Consider the following 23,925-nt stretch of genomic DNA (forward strand, 5'->3'; position numbering starts at 1 on the left):
ATGGCGGAGATCCCTCACGTCGCCCGCCTGCAGGGCGCGGTCACCGCGGTCGAGCGCATGCTCGAGGACTATGCCCGCACCCGATCGCGCCCCGGTCTGCGCCACGAGCCCCACCTCCCCCCGGAGGCCGGGCTGGGCGAACCGGTCCCCGGATCGGCATTCGACGCGCTTGCCAGCTGGTTCTCGCTCACGGCCTTCGAGCAGGGCGTGGTCGCGCTGGCCGCCGGCTTCGAGATATCGCCCGACATCGCCAATCTTTGTGCGCTCGCACAAGGCGATCCCGCGACTCCCTATCCGACGACGCTCCTCGCGCTCGCCATCTTCGCCGATCTCGAGGGCGCATCCCAAGCCGCGTTCGCGCCCTCGGCGCCGCTCCGATACTGGCAGCTGATCAAGGCCGAAGGCGCGCAGCCGGGAAGCCGGCTCCAGCAGCGCTTCGTCATGCCGGACGCAGTGCTCTCGTTCCTCGTCGGCCAGCCGGTGCTCGATGATGCCCTTGCCGACATCGTCCGCCCGCTCGACCTCGCGCCACAGCTGCCCGCCGACGGCGTCCTCGCGCAGCGGCTCGCCCGGACCGTCCTCGCATCGGGCATGGACGCGACGCTCCATCTCGCCGCCGAACCGAGCCGCCGCGCGCTCGGCGTGGCGGCGGGCGCCGCGGCAGCGCTCGGCCTCCTGCCCTTCCACCTGCCGCTCGCCCGCCTCACCCCGGAAGCCGAGGGCGACGGCTTCTTCCGGCTGTGGCAACGCGATCGGCTCGCGCTGCGCGGCGCGCTGCTCCTGTCCTTCGAGGAGCCGCCGGGCGAGTTCCAGCTGAGCGCGATCTGCCGGCTGATCGGCGAAGGAACCGGCCCATTGTTCCTCGTGGGCGCCGCAGGCCAGTCCATCGCCGAGCGCGCGCCCGGCGCCGTGATCCGCATGTCCTTGCCCAAGGCCGATCCGGGCGAGGTCGCCGATCATCTCGCCGCCGGCCTGGGCCAGGATGCCACACCCGCCCTGCGCGACGTCGCCGCCCGCTTCCGCCTGCCGCTGCCGACGCTGGAGAGCTGCGCCACCGTGGCGCGTGCCAAGGCGGAGGAGACCGAAGCCCCCGCATCGCAGGCGGCGATCCTGGACGAGATGCTGCCGCTGCTCCGCGATCAGGTGCGCGAGGCGATGAGCGGCCTCGCCGATCCGGTGCCGGTGCGGATGACGCTGGACAATCTCATCCTGCCCGAGGCCACCCGAGCCGTATTGGGGCAGATCATCGCCCGGCAGCGCAACCGGTCGCGCGTGATGGAGGAGTGGGGATTTGCGGGCGCAGGCGGCGGCGCGCAGGGCATGAGCGTGCTGTTCGCCGGCCCGAGCGGCACCGGCAAGACGATGGCGGCGGAAGCGCTTGCGCATACATTGTCGCTCGACCTGTTCCGGGTCGATCTGTCGCGGATCGTCGACAAATATATCGGCGAGACCGAGAAGCGGCTCGCGGCGCTGTTCGATGCGGCCGACATGACCGACGCGATCCTGCTGTTCGACGAAGCCGACGTGCTGTTCGGCAGGCGAACCGAAGTGAAGGATTCGCACGACCACTATGCCAATCTCGAAGTCGGCTATCTGCTCCAGCGGATCGAGGCGTTCCGCGGGATCGCGGTGCTCACCACCAACCTGGCGAACGCGATCGACGATGCATTTGCGCGCCGCTTCGCCTTCAGCCTGCATTTCGAATTCCCCTCGCCCGACGAGCGCCGGCGCATCTGGCACGGCGCCTTTCCGGCCGCGGCGCCGGCCAGCGGACTCGATTGGGATCGGCTCGCGCGGCTGACGCTCACCGGCGGCCAGATCCGCGTCGTCTCGATCAACGCGGCGATGCTCGCCTCGGAGGAGGAGGCCGCGATCTCGATGGGCCACATCGCCCGCGCGCTGGAAAGCGAATATGCCAAGCAGCGCCGGCGCGTGCCGCCCGCCGAACTCGCGGACTGGCCGGCATGAACCGTCCTCCCCGCCCGCCCGCCAATCTGTCCGCATCGATCGACGCGGCAATCTCTCGCGACCCGCGCGTGCGCGCCACGCTGGCCCGGCTCGACGCCGGACAACGCGACCATGTCCGCCGCGCGATCGCCCAGGCGATCCGGGCCAAGCTGCGCGAACGCGGAGGCCCGCAATGACGCCCTATCCCAACAGTCCGCATATCCTGAAGGCGGCCCTGATCAGCATGGGCGGCACCATTCCGGTTCCCCGGCTGATCCTGCTGCAATACAATCCCGCCGAGCTCACGCGCCAGCTCCATCCCGATTTCGAGAAGACGGGAGATACCCCCACCGGCACCAACCTGCTCGCCGGCCCCGCGGTCGAGACGATCCAGATGACCGCGCGGATCAGCGCAGTCGACCAGCTCGAGAGCAACGACGCGACGGCGATGGCGTTCGGCATCCACCCCCAGCTCGCCACGCTGGAGATGATGCTGTTCCCGACGACAAGCTCCATCGTGCAGAGCCTGGCCCAGATGGCGCTCGGCGTGCTCGAGATCGTGCCGCCGGAATCCCCGCTCACCGTGTTCGTCTGGGGTCCGCAGCGCGTGCTACCCGTTCAGATCACCAGCTACAGCGTCACCGAGACGATGCACGACACGCGCCTAAATCCCATCGACGCGAATGTGACGATGGACATGAAGGTACTGACCTATCAGGATTTTTCACCCAGCCAGACCGGCTTTTACCTCTATCTCGCCAATCTCGCCGAGCGCGAACTGATGTCGGCCGTGGGCACGGTGCAGAGCGGTGCCAGCATCATCTCGGGAGCGCTGTCGCTATGACCGGCCGCCGCCTCAGCCGCTATCCGGTGCAGATCGAGCATGCCGCCCCCGGCAAGCTGGTCCGCACCCGCACGCGCCATGTTTCCGCGACTTCCTCCTCGACCTCCGGCGCCGATGCGGCAACGGATGCCAAGGACGCCGTTCCCTATCTCGCGCGCACCATCCTGCCGCTGGCGACCACGTTCCAGCCGCAGACCAGCTACACGATCCAGGCCGGCGACCGGATCGACAATATCTCGGCCAGGCTGCTCGGCGATCCGCTGCTCTACTGGATGCTGCTCGAGGCCAACAATGCGAGCGACCCCGCCACGCTGTGCGCGGTGCCGGGGCGAAAGATCGTCGTTCCGGCCGTGGTGGGCCAGGCCAACGACCCGTTCGACCAGCCCAAGGCCTCGCGCCGCGGAACGGCCGCCGCGCCCACCGACCAGACCGACGACCGCGAGGAAAGCGCATGAGCTTTCCCGTCGGCGTCCAGCTCGCCGTGCTGGCGGGCACCCAGGAGGTTCCCACCCCGATCGGGCCCGGGCTGGCCGATCTGCTGATCGAGGCCGAGGTGACCGAAGTGGCCGACGGCCAGTCGGCATTCCGCCTGACGTTCGGCGCGCAGCGGACCGACAATGGCAAGGGCATGCAGGTCCAGGTGCTCGCCGACGGCCGCCTCGCCACGGGCAATCGCGTGCTGATCATGGCGATGCAGGCCGCGCTGCCGACCGTGCTGATCGATGGGCTGATCACCGATATCTGGCTCGATCCGGCGAAGAATCCGAGCCAGAGCCGCGTCGTGATCAGTGGGGCCGACCTGAGCGTGGCCATGGACCTGACCGAGAAGATCCGCGGCTATCCCGACATGGACGACGAGCTGATCGTGCTCGAGATCCTGGCCGAATATGAGCGGTTCGCGATCGTCCCGGAGACGATCCCGCCGGTCGAAGCCGATTTCCCCACGATCGTCCAGCGCACGCCGATCCAGTACGGCACCGATCTCGAATATCTCTACACCCTCGCGAACCGCTACGGTTATGTGTTCACGCTGCGCCCCGGCGCGGTGCCGCTCACCAACACCGCCTATTGGGGCCCGCCCAAGCGCGTCGGCATCCCCGCGCCCGCGCTCACCGTGGGCAACAGCACGTTCACCAATGTCGACCAGCTGACCTTCACGCAGGACGGCCGTTCCGCCTTCCAGGTCTCGGGCCTGATCCCGGGCCCGCTCGAAGCGACTCCGGCATTGCCGGTGATGGCGCTCGAGCCGACGCTCCTGCCGCCGCTCGCCCTCAAGAGCCCGTTCCCGATCTCCTCGCTGCTCGGCATGAAGCTGCCGGCCGGATCGGACGGATTCGACGAGATCCGGGCGATGGGCTTCGCACAGGGGCGCGTCAACCGATCCTCCACGACGGTCGCCAAGGCGGAAGGGGCGCTCAGCGTAGAGAAATATGGTTCGATCCTGCGTGCCGGCGGCCTCGTCGGGGTGCGCGGCGCGGGCACGACCTTCGACGGCAATTGGAGCGTCGCGGAGGTGCATCACAAACTCAAGCGGAACGAATACAAGCAGACGTTCAAGCTGGAGCGCGACGGCACCGACCCGCTGTTACCGGTGGTGGTGCCATGAACGCGCGGCACGGCCGGGGAGGCAAGGATGAAGCAGTTCTGGGGCAAGTATCGCGGGATCGTCGTCGACAACGAGGATCCGCTGATGCTCGGCCGGCTCCAGGTGCTGGTGCCGATGGTGCTCGGCGAAGTGGCGACGGCATGGGCGATGCCCTGCGTTCCCTATGCCGGACTGCAGGTGGGCTTCTACATGATGCCGCCGGTGGGCGCGGCGATCTGGGTGGAATTCGAGGGCGGCGACCTCGACTATCCGATCTGGGCGGGCTGTTTCTGGCGCGAGGGCGAGCGCCCGATCGAGGCGGAGCTGCCGACGATGCGCATGATCCAGACCAGCTCGGGCAAGCTGCTGTTCAACGACCTGCCGGGCGAGGGCGGCTTCACGCTGACGGTGACCGATCCCGCCGTGGCGGTGCCGGTGGTGGTGAGCGGATCGAGCACCGGCGTGGTGATCAGCCTGGCGGAAATCCGCATCACGATGAACGAATCCGGCGTCAACATCCTCGCCGAGCCGGGCACGCTGGCGGTGACGATGGAGGGATTCACCATCGCCCATGGCTCGGCGATGGTGGGCGGCGTCGAGCCCGAGGTCTCGATCAACGAGGGCGGGCTCACCGTGCTGTAGCCGCTTCGATGACGAGCGGCGGTCGGGAGGCGCGCGGATGACGGGCTATCTGGGCTTTCCCTATCAGATCGACGGATCGGGGCAGACTGCGACGACCGATCTCCCGACCTATGTGCAGAACCTGATCCTGCTCGTCTTCGAGACCAATCCGGGCGAACGCGTCAATCGTCCGGATTTCGGCGCCGGCATGCGCCAGCTGGTCTTCGGAGGCATGGATGCGGCGCTCGCCAGCGCGGCCGAGACGCTGGTGCGCAGCAAGTTGATCCAGTTCCTGGGCGATGCCATCTCGATCAACACGCTGACCGTGACCATGGGCAACGAGACGGTGACCGTCGACCTGACCTATTTCGTCACGCACACCCAGACCGCGGCGGGCACGTCGATCACCGTGCCCCTACCCGGCTACAGCGCGACGCCGCAGGGCGGGAGCACTACCGCCACCGCTTCGATTCCGGACTATTGAGCGATGGCGGACGACACCCAGCCCACCGTCGTGCATTCGGTGCAGAGCGCGGGCTCGCTGCAGCTGGTGGTGCAGGTTGCCCCGGCATCGGCGATACCGGCCGCGCAGGTGCGGGCCGCCGATATCGCGATGGACGCACTCGCCGGCGACGCCGCGCCGGCCACGCCGCCTACGACCGTCCCCGCGCTCGACACGGCGCCGGTCGCCATCACCGACCTGTTCGGCACCCCGGCCGAAGTGGTGCGGGTCCATGCGCTCGATCCGGATACCGGGCTTCTCCACATCCAGGCGATCCCGCCCCCGGCCGATCCCGCGGCGGACGCGCCTGCCTATCGGCTCACCATCGGCGACGTCTCCACCTGGTTCGCGCCCGAATCCAAGGCCAATGTCGCCACGCCGAGCAGGCCGGTGCAGGCGCCCCCCGGCCAGGCCGCGATCAACTATCTCGGTCGCGACTATGCGGCCTTCACTTCGCTGATGCGCTCGCGCGTGTCGCAGATCGTGCGCGACGATTCCGCCTGGGCGCTCGATCATCCCGCCGATCCGATGACGACGCTGATCGAAGCGCTCGCCTATGCCGGGGACCATCTCTCGTTCCGCCAGGATGCGGCCGGCACCGAATCCTATTTGCCCACCGCGCGCCACCGCCTGTCGCTGCGCCGGCATGCCCGGCTGCGCGACTATGGCGTCAACGACGGGTGCAATGCCCGCACCGCGCTCGTCTTCACGGTGAAGAGCAATGGCGTGATCCCCGCCGGGCTGCAGGTGGTGACCCAGCAGCCGGGCATCGTGACGATGAACCTGCCCGCCACCCAGGATCTGACGGCGAGCACCACCGTGTTCGAGACCATGGCCGATCTCCCGGTGTCGCTGCTGCGCAACAATCTCGCCTATCCGCTGGCGCGCTCGGCCGCCTACACCTTGCCTCAGGGGGCCATCCAGGCACAGCTCAACACGGCCCAGACCGGGCTCGTCCCCGGCCAGCTGGTCGCCTTCGTCCAGACCGCCGCGCCCGCCGGCGCCGCTCAGCCCTTCGGCGCCCAGGTCGTGCGGCTGATCAAGGTCGAGCTGCTCCCCAACGGCAACAACCCGCCCTATGCCACCATGATCACCTGGCACCCCGAGGATGCGCTCACCAAGCCGCTGACGGTCGCGGTGCAGAACCAGGCGGGCATGGTGCAGCTCTACGGCAATGTCGGGCTGGCTGATCATGGCAGGACCATTGCCGTGACGCCGATGCCCGATACGGCGCCCGCCGGCCGCGTCTATCGCCCGATCATCGAAGTGGAGGATCCGGTGTCGGCGGCACCGATGCCCGCATCCGTGGCGGCGTTCGACGGATCGCAGGACATCGCCGAGGCCGCGTTGCTGGTGCCCTCGGCCAAGGCCAGCCTCGCCCCCGATCCGGGGCAGGCCAATCTCTGCGTGAAGATGCTGGGCGAACGGCCGGGCATGGCCAAGGTCGTCGATCTGTGGACGGCGCGGCAGGACCTGATGAGCACGCCGCCGGCGGGGCGCGCCTTCGCGGCCGCGCCCGAGGACGGCTATGGCGGCAACCGGCGCCACCTGTTCCTGCGCTTCGGCGACGGAGCGTTGGGAGAAGCGCCGGCCCCGGGAACGACCTTCACTGCCACGGTGCGCGTCGGCGACGGGCAGAGCGGCCGGGTGCGCGCGAATGCGCTGGTCCAGATCGTCGGCTCCACGCCGATGATCAGCTGGGTCTCGAACCCCCTGCCCGCGACGCCCGCCCAGCCGGAACTGAACGAAAGCGTCCGCCTGTTCGCGACGACCAGCTTCCGCACCAATCTGCGCGGCATCGATCCGGACGATTGGGAGCGCCTGGCCCAAAGCGATCCCCTGGTCACCGAAGCCGATGCCCGGCTGGTAAACGGCTATGCGCCCTGCATCGTCGGCATCGCCACCACCACCACCACGCCCGACGGCTACACCTATCCGATCGCGAAGGCCCGGCTGATGGAATATGCCGTGCTCGGCGCGCCGCCGACGATCCAGCAGGAATCCGACGTGCCGATCAATGTCTCGCTGGTCGTCTATTGCTCGCAGGGCTCCAATATCGGCGCCGCGCGCGAACGGCTGCTGCGCCGGATCGGTGCCGGGGCGAAGACCGATGGCGGCCCGGCGCATTTCCACCCGACCGCATGGCCGCTCGGCCGGCCGGTGATACTCGCCGATCTGATCGCGCTGCTCGGCGCCGATCCGGTGGTATCGCTGGTGGTCAGCGATCCGGCGATGGACCCCCGCGTGGTATTCCAGACCGTCAGCGGCCGCGACAACACCGTGGACAACATCAAGGCCGGCCGGATCGCGATCGGCTCGAACGAGCGCGCGCGCGCCGGCAATGACGGTTTCCATCCCGAGCTCGGCATCGTCCGGCTCTTCGTGGCGGCAGCGAAATGAGCGGGAACGGCCCCGACGACGAGATCTCGGCCGGGCTGGGCGACTATGCCAGCTTCAAGCAGGAGATGCTCGACCTGATCCCGCGCGTGGTGGTCAACAGCGGCGGGAAATCGGTCTCCCAGCCGCTCGCCCGGCTCGACCGCAACGTCCCCACTGATCCCACCCTCGCGCTGGTGGATGCCTTCGCCGAAGTGGCGGACGTGCTGTCCTTCTACCAGGATCGCGTGCTCAACGAGGGCTATCTCTCCACCGCGGTGGAATATCGCAGCCTCGCGCTGATCGGACGCGGGCTCGGCGAGACGACCGGCATGCATATCGGCGCGACCGCCGAGATCGCGGTATTCGCGCAGCCCGGCGATCCGGTGATCGTGCCGAAGGGCTCCGCGATCCAGGCGACGCCGCCCGCCTCGCGCGGATCGAACAGCGCGGCGACAAGCGGCCCGACCGGCAGCGGCGGCGCCGCGTCGACGGCCACCAACCAGACGGCGGCGGCGACATCGGCCACGGCCGCCGCCAGTTCCGCGAGCGCGGCCGCCGTCGCGGCGGCGGCGGTATTCGAGACGGCGACGCAGCTTACCGCCGTCTCGTCGCTCAACCAGCTCACGCCCCTGCAGACGCGCCCGGCCTGGGTCACCGCGGACGCCACCGAACTGCTGCTCGCCGGCACCGGGCTCGGTCTGCAGGTCGGCGACTTCCTGCTCTACAAGCGCGTCGATCCCGCCCCGATCCAATGGGTGCGGCTCACCGTGTTCTCGGTCAACGAGAATCATGTCCTCTCGACCACCACGATCGGCATCGGGGCGCCGATCGGCGAGCAATGGGCGGCAAGCGGCGCCACCGACCCGCTGCCCCCGAACGAAGCGAACGGGCTCGAGCTCTACGCGTTCGACCTCACCTGCCGGCTGTTCGGCTACAACGCGGCCTCCTGGTCGTCGCAATCGGCGGCGGTGCAGCGGGCGAACACGCCGACCGGCATGGTCCCTTCCGAATTCTCCGAATGGCCGGGCTATGCCATCGACCTGAACCAGCTCGATCTCCAGGCGGTCTATCCCAAGGTGCTGCCCGGCAGCCAGTTCCTGCTCGAGACGCCCGAGGACAAGACGCTCGGCATCATCGACGCGGTCTCGCGGCAGAACATCTCCGAATTCAACATGTCGGGCCAGGTCACCGAGGTGGAGCTGGCGCCCGATCCCGCCACCCTGCCCACCGGCTCCGCGCTGATCCCCTCGCGCATGGGGCACAGCGCCACCACGCTCAGCGACGGCCGGGTGCTGCTGGTCGGCGGCATCGGAGTGCAGGGCGTGCTCGACAGCGTCGAGATCTACGATCCCGCCACCCAGCTCGTCAGCCAGATCGACGCGCTTCCGGAGCCGCGCGCCCTCCACACCGCCACGCTGATCGACGGGAAAGTCTATCTCGCCGGCGGCGTGATGAAGGACTGGTCGCTGGCGACCGACCTGCTGGTGCTCGACCCCACGTCGATGCGCTTCAGCGCGATCCCGAACGTCACGCTCGCGACCCCGCGCGTGGGACACGCGGCCACCCTGCTCCCCAACAACCGCATCATGCTGAGCGGCGGCCTGACCCAGGCGCCGAACGACGCGCACGACAAGATCGCGGAGTTGTTCGCCGCACTGGAAGCGACGAAGTCGGTCGCCGTCTACGATCCCGCCGCCGCCGATTGGCAGCCCTGCGCCGATCTGGCCAAGGCGCGCGCCGGGCACAGCGCCACCGTCTGTCCGGTCGTGAAGAGCATGGCCGATGGCGGCGGACCGGCGGTGCCCCCGGTCGCCAACACCGTGATCTTCGTCGGCGGGCATGACGGGGGCGCCGCGCCGCCGGGCTTCTCGGACACGGGCGCCGCCCTCGGCACGGTATGGGATGATGCCGAGGTCACCAGCACGACCGACTGGCAGCCGACCGGCAATCTCTATCCGATCCCGCCGGGCCAGGCAGGCGCGCAGGGCCGCTACGATCAGGTTGCGGTGGCGCTCCCGAACAATATGGGTTTCCTCATAACCGGCGGCCAGTCCGCCACCGGGCCGGTGGGCGACGACTGGCTTGTCGGCGCCTTTGCCGCCTATCAGGCCGACGGCAGCATCAGCGCGGTGCCGACCTTCGTCGTCGCCCCGCCGCTCAGCGAAGCCCGCTCCAACCATGCCGCCGCGCTGCTGCCCGGCAACAAGGTCGCCGTCGCGGGCGGCATCGCCGGCAACAGGGTGCTCGCCACGGTCGAGACGTTCGCGGTGAGCCCGGGCGTGAGCATTCCGTTCAACGGCGGCAAGGTGCTGGCGCCCAGCATCGTCGGCGCGCCGCTGCCCAATCCGCAGGGCTATCCCGCCTTCGCGGCGCTGGCCCAGGACTTCCTGTTGCTCGCCGGCGGCATCTCCGCGCTGCCCGCCGAACCCGGCACGCCCCCCACCTATACCGGTGCCGTGGTCGCGCTGGATGCCGATGTCGGCACGTTCCAGACGCTGCCCGGACCGGTGCTGACCACGCCGTTCACGCTCGCGCCCACCGGCACGATCCTGCTCGCCGACGGCACGATCCTGATCGTCGGCGCGACTCAGCCGGAGCCCTTTCCGCAGCCGACGACGACCATGACCGGCTTCGCATGGACCTTCGATCCCACCACCGGCCTGTCGACCGCGGCCGGCGCGCCCATCGCGCCCCGCATCGGCGCGACGCTGTCGCTCCTTGCCAATGGCACCGTCCTCTATGCCGGCGGCTACGGCCTGGGCGATGACGGCTATGCGGTGCTCGATACCGCCGAGGTCTATGATCCCAAGAGCCGCACCTTCCGCAAGGTGGGCAACAAGATGACGACGCCGCGCTGCGGCCATAGCGCGACCGTGCTCACCGATGGTTCGGTGCTGCTCGCGGGCGGGTTCGCGGTTCCGCCGATCACCTATGACCTGCCCGGGCTCGAGGCGATCTATGTGCCCAGCCTCCACACGGCCGAGACCTTCGCCACCGCCACCCAGACCTTCACCGCGATCACCACCGTGCTCGACAGGGGCTTCGCCCTGCACTCGGCGACGCTGCTCGCCAATGGCGACGTGCTGATCGCCGGCGGCTTCAGCGCGTTCCAATCCGAAGCGCCGTTCGACGAGATCCAGATCTGGCCCATAACCCAGGCCGCGGTGTTCAACATCGCCGCCCAGGCCTTTGCGACGATCGCGGACATGCCGGTGCCGCGCGCGATGCATTCGGCAACCCTGCTGCCCGATGCCAGGGTGCTGCTCGCCGGGGGGGCGATCGACTGGACCATGGAGCCCAGCGCCAGCAGCGTCCTGTTCGATCCCACCAGCTTCGCCTTCTCCTCCGGCCCCATGCTCGATGCCGCACGCCGGTCGCAGGGCGCGGTGCTCGTCGAACAGGGCGTGCTGATGCTGGGCGGCGACACCAATTCGACCTATGAGATCGTGCCGCCGGACGGAGGCAGCACCCAGCCGGTCTATCCGTTGCCGATCGTGCTGCCCTCGCCCGACTATCCCAATCTCGTGTCGCTCACCGAGGGGGTGAATCCGATCCCGCTCGCCAATCACGGCGTCTATGCCTTTGGCGGCCAGGTCGATGGCAACGGCAATTCGACCTGCACCGCCGTGCTCTATGTCGAGGCACCGCCGCCGGCGGATTCGGACGCCCGGCGCCAGGCGCTGGTCTATACCCAGAGCCAGCAGCTGAGCCTCGCGCCGCCGATCGACGACGCGCCACTACCCGGCAACACGCCGACCCCCGGCAATCCCACCCTGCCGGACGACACGCTGGTGCTCACCGGCCTGATCGACCAGATCGTGGTGGGCCAGGCGCTCCTGCTCGCCGGCAACCCGCCGCTGGCGACGACGGTGGGCAAGGTGTGGCCGATCGGCGCGCCGACGGCGCTCGCGGAAGGCACGCTCGTCATGGTCTACGGGCCGATTCCGCAGGGCGGCGCGAAGCAGGACGGCAAATGGTGGTGGGCCAATATCCCGGATATCGGCAACCTCTCGCTCCAGACCGATCCGGCGGGCGATCCGCCTTCGGACTTCGCCTATCTCTCCGGCAACGGCACCACCATCGGCAACGTCACTTCCGCGCAGCTCGCATTGTTCAACCGCCCGGTCCAGAGCGAGGCGGTGACCGTGAAGGCGATCGCGAAATCGTCCAGCGACAATACCACCACCCTGACCCTGCAGGAGCCGCTGCGCTACCTCTACGACCGCACCACCACCACCGTGTACGGCAATGTGGTCGAGGTGACCCAGGGAAGCACGGTCGCGGGCGAGGTGCTCGGCAATGGCGACGGGCAGAAGCCGTTCCAGCAATTCCTGCTCAAGCAGGCACCGCTGACCTGGCTCGAGGAAGCCGACGGGACGATCGCGCCGCAGCTCAGCGTGACCGTCAACGGCGCCGTCTGGCAATGCGTGGAGGCGCTGGGCAGCATGGGGCCGGATGCGCGTGCCTATCAGCTCACCCAGGATGCCCAGGGTCGCGCGCAGATCACCTTCGGCGACAGCGTCCACGGGCTGCGGCCGCCGACGGGCACGGACAATATCGTCGCCACCTATCGCGTCGGCGCGGGGGTGAACGGCAATGTCGCCGCCGGAAGCATCACGCGCGCGCCGATGGGGGTGGGCGGGATCAAGAGCGTGCTCAATCCGGTCGCCGCGAGCGGCGGGATCGGGGCGCCGCCGCGCAGCACGCTGCGCGCCCTGATTCCGACGGGCGCCCAGGATCTGGGACGGATCGTCACGCGGCAGGACATGGTCAGCTTCGTCCTCAACCGCCCCGAAGTGAGCGCGGCGGTGCTCACGGTCGTCCAGGGTGACGGCACGCTCCCGCGAGCGCGACATTCGGTCTTCCTGCTCACGCTCGCCGGCCCCGACAACGAAGTGCCGGACATGCTGTCGCCGGCATTCAAGTCGCTCACGGCCGCCGTCGATACCGCGCAGGCGACCAGGCTCGACATTCGCCTGCTCCCCTTCGAACCGCTTCCGTTCAAGGTGCAGGGCTGGTTCGCTGCCGATACGGGCGCCGACGTCCATGCGATCCAGCAATCGATCGGCGATGCGCTTCGGGCGGCCTATGCGCTGCCGGCAATGGCATTCGACGAGCTGGTCCGGGCCGGCGAGATCATCCGCATCGTCGAAGGCGTGGACGGCGTGACGAAGGCCGGTGTCGACAAGCTCTGGGCGCCCACCGAATCGGGCACCTCCTCCGGTGCGCCGGACCAGCAGGTGCTGGCGCCCAAATCCGCGCAGCTCGATCCGGTGACCGGCGCGCAGATCCTGTACATCAGCGCCGACGCGGACGCGGTAACCTTCGCTGAACGGACGGGGGCCAAGCAATGAGCGACGACACCGAAGGCGCGCCGATCCCCGATGCGCTCTACGATCTGCTGCCGCCGATCTTCCGCATGGCGGATATCACGCAGGGCTATCCGCTGCTCGCGCTGTGCAAGGTCTTCGATCATGTCCGCGAGCAGATCGGCGACTCGGTGCGCGAGCTCGAGGACGACTGGTTCATCCAGACCTGCCCGCTCCATCTCGTCCCCTATGTCGCCGCGCAACTCGGCCTGGAAGTGGCGCAACCCGTGCGCCGCGAGCATCGCGCGCTCGTCGCCGACGCGCTCGGCTTCCGGCGGCGCAAGGGCATCGCCAGCGCGATCCCGCGCCGGGTGCGCGACGGCAGCGGCTGGTACGCGCTCTACGCCCCGGACGAGACGACACCCTTTGCAAGCTGGCCGCTTCCCGATGCCGCGCCGGCCCCCACGCCCGCCCCAGCGCCGCCCCCCAGCGCGCCCGAACCGGAGGGTGCGCCGGAGGATCCGCCACGCACCTCGGTAGGCCTGTTGCGGGTCTGGCGGCTGCCCAGCTTCGCGATGACGGGCGTTACGCCCATGGGCGCCTCGACGCCCCGTTTCTATCACTTCAACCCGCTCGCCATCGCGCAGCCGCTCTACAATCTGGCCAACGCGCCGCTCGACTGGGTCGCCGCGCCGCCGGTGACCGCGCTTCCGGTCCGCCTCACCACGCAGATGCTGGCGGCCGACCTGGAACAGTATAACCGGATCTGGACGACGCCGGGCACCGGCCCGGCAAGCTCGCTGCTCTATGGCTCCGAGCGCGGCCTTGTGATCCGCTACAAGCCGAAGAGCACCTCGGACTGGGTTGCGCTGGGGGCGGACGGCGTGCGGGCGATGCCCCTCGATATCGGCGCGATCCAGCCGCCCGCGCCGGACTATCCGGTGCTCGAAGGCGGCGCGATCAACCTGCAATCGATCACCGCGCAGACCAGTACGCTCAACCTGAACTATGGCGACGCGTCCGCGGTGCTCGCCATGGACGTGCCCGCCAATCCCTCGATGAGCCAGTTGCTTGCGCTGCTCCAGAACGCGATCGCCACCTGCCCGGTAAAGGCGGGCACCCAGGTGACCGAGGCGGACGTACGCGCGCTGATCTGCGGATCGCTCGGCAACGCGCTGCTGATCGTGCCGACGGTGCCCACCGCGTCGCTGTCGCTGCTGACGGCGCCGTCGAGCACGGACCCCCTGCTGCTGAGCGGCAGCGCGCGCAACGGCGTCGCGGGGGCCACGCTGCCGCTCGACCAGAAGCGCCTGAACCTGCTCAACGACGCGGCGCCCGGCACCGTAATGACTTTCACTGCGCCGACCGGGAAGGTGCTCAACGTCAACCTGCCCTTCTCGCCCGCGGTCACCACGCCCGCCGAAGCCGAGGCCGCCTTCGCGGCGAAGCTCACCAACTGCTTCGTCTGCCTGGCGGGCGACCGGACGGTGATCGTGGCGCCGGCCTCGTCGCAGACGCCGATGTCGCCAACGCCACCGGCCTGGGAACTGGGGCTGGTTCCCGCCGCCGCGATCGACCCCGATCTGGGGCTGTTCAGCTGGCCGGCGGCCTGGGCCGCCCCGGCCGCGCTCAGCGTAGACTATGGGATCGCCATGCCAGGCGCGATCGGCGGGATCGGGCTGCGCGCTCCCCTCCCGATACCGGCGAATGCCGTGACCTTGTACGATGCAGGCAATACCGGCTGGATCGTCACCCAGCTGAGCCTGTGGGAGATGGCGCCCACCCCCTGCACCGTGCTGGTGCTGCAATCGAGCGCGACCCGCTATCTCAACGCGCAGACGATCGTCCCGCCGCCGGGCGACAAATTGTGGATCGCCTCGGCAGCCGGCAGCCAGGCACTGCTCTCCGTCTCCTATCCCGGCGCCTTCTCGCTGACCGGACCCAGCTCGGGCACGGCCGGCACGTTCGGCATGTCGGCCATCCTGTTCCAGGGCGCGCTCTGGCTCAATGGAGGCAATCTCGACCTCCAGTTGCTCGACATGACCCTGATCCCGACGAGCGGCAGCGCGATCATGCCGGCGCCGCCGCCATCTCCGCCGCCGCCGCCGACACCGCCCCCCACGCCGACGCCGGCACCCGCGCCGACGCCCGCTCCCACTCCCACGCCGACCCCGCCACCGCCCCCGTTCAACGGAAGCGCGCGCATCGCGCTCGAGCGGACGATCGCCGCGCCGCTCGATTTCAGCCGCGTGCAAGGCGATGTCCGGTTCGAAAGCTGCGTGCTGAGCCCGCTCCACGCACCGCCGGCCGATATGGCGACGCCGGTGCTCATCGCGCCGCTCGCCACCGTGCACATTGCACGGACGACCGTGATGGGCACGGCGCAGCTCGGCGCCGGGGGAGAGGCTCTCGATTCACTGTTCGCGGGAACGCTCACCTGCTCGGGGGCGATGACCTTCTCCAATTGCTATGCCGCCGATCTGGGATACCTTTCCGGAGGAGGGGGAAGCGCCGGCGCCGCCGCGACCCAGGCCGCGCTGGCCGCCGCACCGACGACCGATCCGCCCAGCCTCGCCGTGGCGCGCTGCAAGAGCTGCGGGAAGATCAGCGGCGTCGGCGGCCGCAACGTGATGCTGCGCCATCTCGTGCTCGGTACGCCGGCCGATGGCTACTGCGCCTGCGCCGACGCCGCCGATGTCGTCGTCACCGCTTGCACGACCTGCACCGATCCCGCCTGCGCCTTGACCTGCCCGGTGCGTTCGGCGGGCGCCAGCTTCCAGTTCGGCACCGCGCCGCCGGTCTTCTCCCCGGACAACGCCTATCCGCTGCCCGGCTTCGCCCGCCTCGAGCCCTTCCCGCGCAATCCGCGTGTCATCACCGAAGGGGCGACCAACCGCGACGAACTTGGCGCCTACAACCTCGCCGTGCCGACCGCGCGGGGCACCGAGCTGCAGGTCGCGCTGGAGGATGCACTGCTCGAGGGCGTCACGCTCGACCTGCGCTTCGAGAGCTGAGCGCGGAGCGGCGGCTCAGAAATCGTCCAGGGCCGAGGACGGGATCGTGGTCTTCCCGCGCTTGTGCCCGTTGAGCAGGAGGTCGAAGTCCTCGACCCTGTCGGGATCGATGCCCCGTCCATCCGTGCCGACCAGATACTCGTCGTCGTCGTCCACCGCGACGCCTCTCGGTACGCGCGGCGGCGACATCGCCATCGCATAATGGGAGCCGGGCGTCATCGGCACCTGCATCGCGTCGTCGTCCTCGTCCCAGTCCTCGGGCCTTTCGACATGGACATGGATGCGGTCGGAGACCGGGATGTTGATCTTGGTGTGCGGCCCATAGTCGGGGATATTGCCGTGCATGTTGTTCGCTGCCTTGAGCAGCCGCTGCACCACCGGCGAATATAGGTCCAGCGCATCGCCATTGCCCTTGGATGCCTCCAGCGCCAGCACCGCGGCGTGAAGCTCGTTCAACTGGGCCGTCACTGCCTGTTTGTACCAGTTGAGCTCGTGCGGGTCGCTGATGTGCGGAGTGTTCAGCGCGGCGCGCTCGACGGTGGCGTCGTACAGGCGCCTGGTCCAGCGTTCGAGCGCCGCGTTGTCGTCCGTCCCGTCGAGATAGAATCCCACGCTTCGCTCGATCGCCGAATAGGGGAAGCGATGCGGCATCGCGAGATCCTCCTCCGATGGCTTGAGGCCCGACTGATCCATGCCGGTCTGCAAGCCATAGGTGACCCTGGCGAGCGCATAGGCTGTGCTCGAGAAATTGGGGCGCGTCTTGCCACCGCTCTTCGCGACCTTGGCGAACTTGCTCTGGAGATCCTGATAATAATCCTCGGTCGTGGCAAAGGTCGTGAGCGGCTGGCTCTTGTCGGCCAGATTGCCGACATAGGTCTTCCAGCCCGGCTTGAGCTCGTCCCCGACCGCAGCCTCGGTATCCCTGATCAGGTTCCTGGTCGCCACGCCGCCGGTGGTGCCATAGTTCCCCGCACGATCGCCGGCGCCAATCCTGAGCACGCGCTGGACGACGCCCGCAGGCGCGGCGATCGGGACGCGGGAGATGTCGTGCATCGGCATGCCCCAGCCGGTCGGCGATGCCAGTCCGCTTTCCTCGAGGCGCGTCGCGACCCTGTCCGATGCCGCGGCGCGGGGGGGCTTGCGGGCGCGGGCCAGGTGCATCCTTCTGCGCCTATTTGATCCGCATGATCGGAATGAGCGTCATATAGGGCGGCAGGGGCACGGTGAACGCGCCGGCCGCGAGGTTGTGATGGTGATTGCCGTCATTCTTGTCGTCGTCGCTCGTCAGCACGTAGCGATAGCCCGAAGTCGGCGACTCCCCCTGGATGATGTCGTTGCGCACCGCGTCCGAATTCGATGCCGCGGTCGACTGGGTATCGATGCTCGGATTCGGCCAGCCGTCGATGCCATAGCCGCCTGCGGTGCCATAGGGGACGGTGCCCGCCCCCAGGACGAAGCGATCGATCAGGCTCGGCAGGTTCGAGCCATCGAACGGGCTGTCCGGATCATGCACCGTGCTGCCGTCGCACAGCATGAAGCCCGGCGGATAGGTCAGGACCGGCGCCGCCCCCGTACCCGACGAACCGGTCGTGAAGGCGGTGGGCGGCGGATACCAGAAGATCACCGTGCCGACGGGCACCGCGTAGAGGATCTCCACGGGCGGCTGCGACGGGGTCGGCGTACTCGTGGGGGCAGGTGTCGCCATGGCCGGGAGGCTATGGAGGGCGCCGCGCGGCCGCAAGCCGAATTGCCTCCGAAAAGGCCCTATGATCGCGGCGCCCGCCGCCTTGCCATGGACAAGCTCCGGCACCGTCCATAAAGAACGCACATCTCCCGCATCGAAAGTTGCCCGGTCCCGATGTTCCGACCCTTGTACGACTGGGTGCTGCGCATGGCGCATCACCGTCATGCGCTGCGTGCGCTGTTCACGGTCTCGTTCGTCGAGGCGAGCTTCTTCCCGATCCCGCCCGATGCGATGATGATGCCGATGGTGCTCGCCCGCCGCGATCGCGCGTTCCTGATCGCGGGCATCTGCACGCTCGGCTCGGTGCTGGGCGGCATGTTCGGCTATGCGATCGGCTATTTCCTGACCGACTTCGCGAACCAGGTGCTCGAATTCTTCAAGCACAACGCGTTCCAGGAATTCACCGAGCAGTACAACAAATATGGCTGGGCGATCATCCTGGTGAAGGGCGTGACGCCGATTCCCTTCAAGCTGGTGACCATCGCCAGCGGCCTGTCCCACTATCCGTTCGCGCTCTTCGTCCTGCTCGCCACGATCACCCGCAGCGCCCGCTTCTTCCTGGTCGCGACGCTGCTCAAGATCTATGGCGCACCGGTGCAGGAGTTCGTCGAGAAGCGGCTCGACCTGTTCGCCTGGGGTTTCCTTGCCCTCATCGTGCTGGGTTTCGTCGCCGTCGCGCTGTTCTGAGCGGAGCCATTTCTTTTCCTGAGCGCGCCAGCTTGCACGCCCGCTCGCGACTCGCTAGATACAGCCCCCAATCCGACAGCGTGGGTGGGTAGCGCCGGTTCCTTCGAGTAAGGACCGGGCAGCGGACCCGTGCCCCGCAGCCGGCGAACTTTGAAGCGAGGGTGCCCCAGTGGCGAAGACCAGTCCGATCGAATTCGTGAAGCAGGTGCAGACCGAGGCCCGCAAGATCGTGTGGCCGTCGCGCCGCGAGACCGTCATGACCGGCATCATGGTGATGATCATGACGACGCTGCTCGGCGTGTTCTTCCTCGGCATCGACTCGATCTTCGATTTCATCGTCAATTCGCTGCTGCGCCTCGCGCAGTAAGCCGCACCGCAGATAACGAGAGAAAGAACGAACGCATGGCGCGCTGGTACATCATCCACGCCTATTCGGGCTTCGAGGGCAAGGTTCGCGACCAGATCCTGGCCGACGCGACCCGCATGGGCCTCGATCGCCTGGTCGAAGCCGTCGAGGTTCCGACCGAGACGGTGACCGAGGTCCGCCGCGGCAAGAAGGTCCAGTCCGAGCGGAAGTTCTTCCCGGGCTATGTCCTCGCCAAGCTCGAGATGAACGACGATGTCTATCACCTGGTGAAGAACACACCGAAGGTGACCGGTTTCCTGGGCTCGTCGGGCAAGCCGCAGCCGATCAGCGAGGCAGAGGCCGCGCGCATCCTGAACACCAAGGACGAAGCCGCCACCGCCGCTCCCAAGTCGAAGGTCAAGGTGGACTATGACATCGGCGATACGGTGAAGGTGACGAGCGGCAACTTCGCGACCTTCTCGGGCGTGGTCGAGGAACTCGATTACGACAAGAGCCGCGTGAAGGTCTCGATCTCGATCTTCGGTCGCGCGACGCCGCTGGAACTGGGCTTCGAGGATGTCGAGCGCGTGAAGTAGGCAACGCTCGCCTATTGTTGGGATTTCGAGAAGGCCGGGGCGAAAGCTCCGGCCTTTTTCGATGCCTGGCCGGCATCGGCAAGGAGCCGGTGAAGGCCGGCGATCGAAGAAGGCGAAGCGCCACCGCCGATCATGGCCGGCACTGCGTCCTGCCCCACTGCCGGGGAATGAGGGGCCGGCCGCTCCGACGCGACCGGCCCCCGCCCCTTCAGATCGCGATCTCGGTCCATTCGATCGTCGAACCGCCGCCGCTCTGGGCCTGGTTGCTGCTCGTGTTGTAGGCGCCCATCTTCGGATAGAAATAGCGGCCGCTCTTGAGGCTGCCGTCATAGACGGTGCCGGCCTTGTCCCCATCCGGGTTCGATTTCTGGCAGACGACGCCGTTGATCCGATATTGCGGGCTCTGGCCGGTGCTGACCGATACGCTCACGTCGTAGGTGCTGCCCACCACCACCGTCGGCGCGCCGCTGCACACCTGGCTACCCTGTACGACATAGAATTCGTAATTGCCCCCCGATTTGGGCCGTACGGCAAGCTGGGTGATCGGCTCGGAAGGCCCCGAGGTCGCCCCCGCGGCGACGACGTTGAGCACCTGCATCACGCTCACATATTTTCCGCCGCTCACCAGCTTGAACCGCCCGCTCGCCGAAGCGCCCGTGGTGCTGGAGGTGCCGCGCAGCTCGGCGCGGCCGGGGGTGCTGTCGGTGCGCTGCTGGATTACGAAGCGCTTGCCGCCGCTGATATTGGCGATGCTCCCGCCGGAATCGGTATCGGTCGTATAGGCCCAGGCCACGCCGGCGGTGGCGAGGATCAGGCCGGTGGCCGCGATCAGCGCGGTACGATTATGTTTGAACATTGCATCTTCTCCAGGCGCCTCCTGGATTGCCCGGCAAGTCTCGTAGGAGCTGGTGCCCGCGCCGCCGGTAAGGACAGCCTGTTACGCGTCAGGCCAGTTGGCAAGGCCAAAGATGCACGGAAATGAATGGGCCGGCGCGCCATGCCGGACGCGCAGGCGCACGCACATGCCGGCCATTGCCTTTCACCCCGGGATGCGCTAGGCGCGCGCCCTTCCAAAGCAACAGCAATGGAAAATCGCGGGAGGCCGTGTCCGCACGGCCGCTTTACCGCTCGACTTGATCAGGGGCTCCAGCTTCGCGACGGCCCCGCGAAAGAGAGTGACATGGCAAAGAAGATTACCGGCTATATCAAGCTGCAGGTGCCTGCGGGCTCTGCGAACCCCTCGCCGCCGATCGGCCCTGCCCTGGGTCAGCGCGGCGTGAATATCATGGAATTCTGCAAGGCGTTCAACGCCCAGACCGGCGACGTGGAAAAGGGCACCCCGCTCCCCACCGTCATCACCGTCTATGCGGACCGTTCGTTCTCGTTCGAGACGAAGACGCCGCCGGCGACCTACCTCATCAAGAAGGCCGCGAACCTGAAGTCGGGCTCGAAGGAGCCGGGCAAGGTCTCGGCGGGCAAGATCGCCCGTTCGAAGCTGAGCGAGATCGCCCAGGTCAAGATGAAGGACCTGAACGCTAACGATATCGAGGCGGCCACCCGCATCATCGAGGGCTCGGCCCGCGCGATGGGCCTCCAGGTTGTGGAGGGCTAAGGACATGGCAAAGCTGACCAAGAAGCAGAAGACCTGGACCATCGACGCAGAGAAGCTGCACGGTGTGGACGAGGCGATCGCGCTGGTGAAGGCCAACGCCACCTCGAAGTTCGACGAGACCGTCGAAGTCGCGCTGAACCTGGGCGTCGATCCGCGTCACGCCGACCAGATGGTCCGCGGCGTCGTCACGCTCCCGAAGGGCACCGGCAAGACCGTGCGCGTCGGCGTGTTCGCCAAGGGTGCCAAGGCTGACGAAGCCCGCGAGGCCGGTGCCGACGTCGTTGGCGCCGAGGACCTGCTCGAGATCGTCCAGGGCGGCAAGATCGAGTTCGATCGCTGCATCGCGACCCCGGACATGATGGGCCTGGTCGGCCGCCTCGGCAAGGTGCTGGGCCCGAAGGGCCTGATGCCGAACCCGAAGCTCGGCACCGTGACCATGAACGTCGCCGAGGCCGTGAAGGCCGCCAAGGGCGGTCAGGTCGAGTATCGCGTCGAGAAGGCCGGCATCATCCACTCGGGCATCGGCAAGGCGTCGTTCCCGGCGGAAGACCTGCGCGCGAACTTCGACGCGCTGGTCGACGCGGTGGTCAAGGCCAAGCCGTCGGGCGCCAAGGGCAAGTATCTGAAGAAGGTCGCCCTGAGCTCGTCGATGGGCCCGGGCGTGAAGGTCGACGTCGCGGAAGTCGCGGCCGTCTGATCCACCGGCACAGCCGAACAAGGAAGGGCCGGGGGAGCGATCCCCCGGCCCTTTCCTTTTGCGCGCGTGCCGCGAAGGACGGAAAAAGGGCCGAAGGCACAGCCTCCGGCCCCTTTCTGCCTACCCTGCGAAAGGGACGGCTCAGACCACCGGATCGCCCGGCAGGGGGGTTTCCGCCTTCCACACGCTCCGCACCCGGCGGGCCCAGTCGTCGACGCGACGGATCGCCTCTTCGGTGAGCGTGACGATGCCTGCCCGATTGTCCATCGGGTTGGGCGTGCGGACCACCAGTCCGGCACTCTCGAGCAAGGCAAGATGACGGATCGCGGTGGTCTGCGGCGCCCCGCTGCCGATACAGGCACTGCTCACCGATACCGGCCGCCCCTTGGCGGCGGCGAGGTAGAGATCGAGCAATATGTCCCAGGTCGGCTCGCGGAACTGCCCGGCAATCGACCCGAAGGCATCGTCGCGCAGCCGGCGGGCGCGATAGATGCCCTCCACCAGATCCGCCGCCGTTCCCGTGAACGCCACCCCTCCGGCAGCGGGCTTGGGCGGGATCATCGGCCGATCGCGCAGGCGATATGTGGAGTTGTCCGCCTCAGCCATGATGCCCCTCCTTCGTCAGGACCAGGCGGGATCCGCCCCGTAGCGTTTCAATCGCTGCCGATGCCGCGCCGCGCCGATCGCGATGAGCAGCGGGCCGGGATAGTTCCACGCGGCGTTCGCCACCGCATAGGACCATGGCATCAGCGAAGGCGTGAGCATCAGCAGATGCGTCACCACGATGTTGAGATACACCGCGGACAGCCACATCGGCCAATAGCGTTGCGCCCGTAGCGACAGCAGCATGGTGCTGAGGAACATGCCCGAATCGACCGCGAGCAGCCCCACCTCCATCTTCTGGAAGCGATATTGGCCAGACACCGGTGCGAAGTGCGATGCGACGATCGCGAGCACCAGAATGAGCACTGCAAGGCGCTCCGGCAAGCCTCCGCGCGTAACCGCGTAGAGACAGCAGAGGAGCAGCACGACCAGATAGACGAGCACGTTCATATGGCGCGACCGCACCAACGAACCCCAGCCAAGTCAAGGCCCCCCTCATGCTGCGACGGTGAGCGGAAGGATTTCCGCTTCGCCACGGGGGTCGTCATGACCCGGAGTCTCGAAGATGTCACCCGCTCCGAGCACCTGATGGCGCAGGCCGACGCCGCGCAGTTCGCCATGCGCCTTCTTGATGTCCGACATCGCGCCGAACACCTTGGCCGTGGCCGCACCGACATAATCGACCGCATCCTGGGCCTCGAGCGGATGGAAAGTGCCGTCGGCCCGGGCAGTGAGCACGGCGGTGCCCATCGCGAGCACCTTGAGCGCAGCTTCATTCACCGCGACTTCCGCAGGCCGCAGCGAGCGGGCGATACGCACGGCGGCAATCTTCTTCGGAGACGTCATGAGTCCTCCTTCGCGCAGCGGAAGGGCTGCGACGGATCTAGATTGGGTGGTTCGAAAGAGGCCGGGGCTAGCCGGTAATGCGCCAGAGCGCCCCCAGGCCGTTGAGGAAATTGGCCACCGCGATCAGCATCAGCAGCGCGAGGCCGAAGATCCACATCAGGCGGTTGAATGGGTCCAGATCATTTGTTTGCTTCCCCTGCCTCAGAAACGGAACCCGAAAACGCGGTTCGGCTTCGGACCGTTTCGGAGGCAATGGAACTCCCGAATGCACCGTTTCGGCAAGGTCCGCCGGCTCGGCCCCCAAATTTTGGGGGGGCGTTTCCCCAGCCTGCGCAGAGAGCTGCTCGTGCGCGGTCAGGATGCGCGCGGCCTCCCGCCGGCTCGAAACCCCCAGCGTGCGTGCCGCTTCCTTCAGATAGCCATCGACCGTGAGGGGCGAGAGCCCGAGCGCGAGGGCGATTTCCTTGGACGACATGCCGCGCGCGACGAGCCGCAGGCAATCGCGTTCGCGCGCAGTGAGTTGATCGATCGTCCCGGTCACCATCGCTGCCAGCTTTTAGCCATCGCGCGCGCGAATCCAACCGAGTTGGTGC

At 68.0% G+C, this 23,925-nt stretch carries 22 protein-coding genes; 15 read left to right on the top strand and 7 right to left on the bottom strand.

Going from position 1 to position 23,925, the window contains the following annotated elements; translation table 11 throughout:
- Genes FHR20_RS16755 through FHR20_RS16800 form a run of 10 tightly spaced genes read left to right on the top strand, consistent with a single transcriptional unit; the run spans position 1 to position 16,201 of the window.
- On the top strand, positions 1–1,968 hold the full coding sequence (locus FHR20_RS16755; protein ID WP_167300766.1) for an ATP-binding protein: 1,968 nt from the start codon (positions 1–3) through the stop codon (positions 1,966–1,968).
- Positions 1,965–2,144 carry a hypothetical protein gene (locus FHR20_RS16760; protein ID WP_167300767.1) on the top strand — a complete coding sequence of 60 codons (180 nt, stop codon included), beginning with the start codon at positions 1,965–1,967 and terminating at the stop codon, positions 2,142–2,144. The genes FHR20_RS16755 and FHR20_RS16760 overlap by 4 nt, the downstream gene beginning before the upstream one ends.
- Positions 2,141–2,791, top strand: coding sequence for a hypothetical protein (locus tag FHR20_RS16765; protein ID WP_167300768.1), 651 nt, complete (start codon positions 2,141–2,143; stop codon positions 2,789–2,791). The genes FHR20_RS16760 and FHR20_RS16765 overlap by 4 nt, the downstream gene beginning before the upstream one ends.
- Positions 2,788–3,246 carry a LysM peptidoglycan-binding domain-containing protein gene (locus tag FHR20_RS16770; RefSeq protein ID WP_167300769.1) on the top strand — a complete coding sequence of 153 codons (459 nt, stop codon included), beginning with the start codon at positions 2,788–2,790 and terminating at the stop codon, positions 3,244–3,246. Before FHR20_RS16765 ends, FHR20_RS16770 begins: the two co-directional genes overlap by 4 nt.
- On the top strand, positions 3,243–4,397 hold the full coding sequence (locus FHR20_RS16775; RefSeq protein ID WP_167300770.1) for a phage late control D family protein: 1,155 nt from the start codon (positions 3,243–3,245) through the stop codon (positions 4,395–4,397). Before FHR20_RS16770 ends, FHR20_RS16775 begins: the two co-directional genes overlap by 4 nt.
- 27 nt (positions 4,398–4,424) lie before the next feature.
- Entirely contained in the window at positions 4,425–5,018 is a 594-nt protein-coding gene (locus FHR20_RS16780) for a phage baseplate assembly protein V (RefSeq protein WP_167300771.1), read from the top strand.
- A gap of 37 nt (positions 5,019–5,055) precedes the next feature.
- Entirely contained in the window at positions 5,056–5,481 is a 426-nt protein-coding gene (locus FHR20_RS16785; protein WP_167300772.1) for a GPW/gp25 family protein, read from the top strand.
- A gap of 3 nt (positions 5,482–5,484) precedes the next feature.
- The gene (locus tag FHR20_RS16790; protein WP_167300773.1) at positions 5,485–7,899 is read left to right on the top strand and encodes a baseplate J/gp47 family protein; all 2,415 of its coding nucleotides are present in this window, start codon (positions 5,485–5,487) and stop codon (positions 7,897–7,899) included.
- Positions 7,896–13,232, top strand: a complete 5,337-nt coding sequence (locus FHR20_RS16795; protein ID WP_167300774.1) for a Kelch repeat-containing protein — start codon at positions 7,896–7,898, stop codon at positions 13,230–13,232. Before FHR20_RS16790 ends, FHR20_RS16795 begins: the two co-directional genes overlap by 4 nt.
- Positions 13,229–16,201, top strand: a complete 2,973-nt coding sequence (locus tag FHR20_RS16800; protein WP_167300775.1) for a phage tail protein — start codon at positions 13,229–13,231, stop codon at positions 16,199–16,201. Before FHR20_RS16795 ends, FHR20_RS16800 begins: the two co-directional genes overlap by 4 nt.
- A gap of 15 nt (positions 16,202–16,216) precedes the next feature.
- On the opposite strand, the gene FHR20_RS16805 is transcribed toward FHR20_RS16800, so the two are convergent.
- Positions 16,217–17,362 carry a hypothetical protein gene (locus tag FHR20_RS16805; RefSeq protein ID WP_167300776.1) on the bottom strand — a complete coding sequence of 382 codons (1,146 nt, stop codon included), beginning with the start codon at positions 17,360–17,362 and terminating at the stop codon, positions 16,217–16,219.
- Between the two features lie 10 nt (positions 17,363–17,372).
- Complete coding sequence (locus FHR20_RS16810) at positions 17,373–17,906, bottom strand: hypothetical protein (RefSeq protein WP_167300777.1); 534 nt, start codon at positions 17,904–17,906, stop codon at positions 17,373–17,375.
- Between the two features lie 153 nt (positions 17,907–18,059).
- On the opposite strand from FHR20_RS16810, the gene FHR20_RS16815 reads away from it, so the two are divergent.
- The 3 genes from FHR20_RS16815 to nusG all read left to right on the top strand — a co-directional run bounded on the left by FHR20_RS16815 (position 18,060) and on the right by nusG (position 19,574).
- Entirely contained in the window at positions 18,060–18,632 is a 573-nt protein-coding gene (locus tag FHR20_RS16815; RefSeq protein ID WP_167300778.1) for a YqaA family protein, read from the top strand.
- 169 nt (positions 18,633–18,801) lie between these two features.
- Complete coding sequence (gene secE, locus FHR20_RS16820; RefSeq protein ID WP_086130263.1) at positions 18,802–18,999, top strand: preprotein translocase subunit SecE; 198 nt, start codon at positions 18,802–18,804, stop codon at positions 18,997–18,999.
- Positions 19,000–19,034: 35 nt separating this feature from the next.
- On the top strand, positions 19,035–19,574 hold the full coding sequence (gene nusG, locus FHR20_RS16825; protein WP_086130262.1) for a transcription termination/antitermination protein NusG: 540 nt from the start codon (positions 19,035–19,037) through the stop codon (positions 19,572–19,574).
- A gap of 208 nt (positions 19,575–19,782) precedes the next feature.
- Here nusG and FHR20_RS16830 read toward each other — a convergent pair whose 3' ends face one another.
- The gene (locus tag FHR20_RS16830) at positions 19,783–20,430 is read right to left on the bottom strand and encodes a hypothetical protein (protein ID WP_167300779.1); all 648 of its coding nucleotides are present in this window, start codon (positions 20,428–20,430) and stop codon (positions 19,783–19,785) included.
- Between the two features lie 324 nt (positions 20,431–20,754).
- Between FHR20_RS16830 and rplK the strand changes: the two genes are divergently transcribed.
- Together rplK and rplA are read left to right on the top strand one after the other, a co-directional pair.
- Positions 20,755–21,186 (top strand): 50S ribosomal protein L11, encoded by a 432-nt coding sequence (rplK, locus tag FHR20_RS16835; RefSeq protein ID WP_086130254.1) that lies wholly within the window; start codon positions 20,755–20,757, stop codon positions 21,184–21,186.
- A gap of 4 nt (positions 21,187–21,190) precedes the next feature.
- Complete coding sequence (gene rplA / locus FHR20_RS16840) at positions 21,191–21,883, top strand: 50S ribosomal protein L1 (RefSeq protein ID WP_167300780.1); 693 nt, start codon at positions 21,191–21,193, stop codon at positions 21,881–21,883.
- Between the two features lie 141 nt (positions 21,884–22,024).
- Here rplA and FHR20_RS16845 read toward each other — a convergent pair whose 3' ends face one another.
- The 4 genes from FHR20_RS16845 to FHR20_RS16860 all read right to left on the bottom strand — a co-directional run bounded on the left by FHR20_RS16845 (position 22,025) and on the right by FHR20_RS16860 (position 23,873).
- Entirely contained in the window at positions 22,025–22,489 is a 465-nt protein-coding gene (locus tag FHR20_RS16845) for a helix-turn-helix domain-containing protein (protein ID WP_167300781.1), read from the bottom strand.
- Between the two features lie 15 nt (positions 22,490–22,504).
- Positions 22,505–22,951 (bottom strand): hypothetical protein, encoded by a 447-nt coding sequence (locus FHR20_RS16850; protein WP_144034372.1) that lies wholly within the window; start codon positions 22,949–22,951, stop codon positions 22,505–22,507.
- A 30-nt stretch (positions 22,952–22,981) separates the two neighbouring features.
- The gene (locus FHR20_RS16855) at positions 22,982–23,332 is read right to left on the bottom strand and encodes a hypothetical protein (RefSeq protein WP_086130250.1); all 351 of its coding nucleotides are present in this window, start codon (positions 23,330–23,332) and stop codon (positions 22,982–22,984) included.
- Between the two features lie 67 nt (positions 23,333–23,399).
- On the bottom strand, positions 23,400–23,873 hold the full coding sequence (locus tag FHR20_RS16860) for a helix-turn-helix domain-containing protein (protein WP_208413692.1): 474 nt from the start codon (positions 23,871–23,873) through the stop codon (positions 23,400–23,402).
- Positions 23,874–23,925: the final 52 nt, after the last annotated feature.

It is taken from the genome of Sphingomonas leidyi, assembly GCF_011761945.1.
GTDB lineage: Bacteria > Pseudomonadota > Alphaproteobacteria > Sphingomonadales > Sphingomonadaceae > Sphingomonas > Sphingomonas leidyi.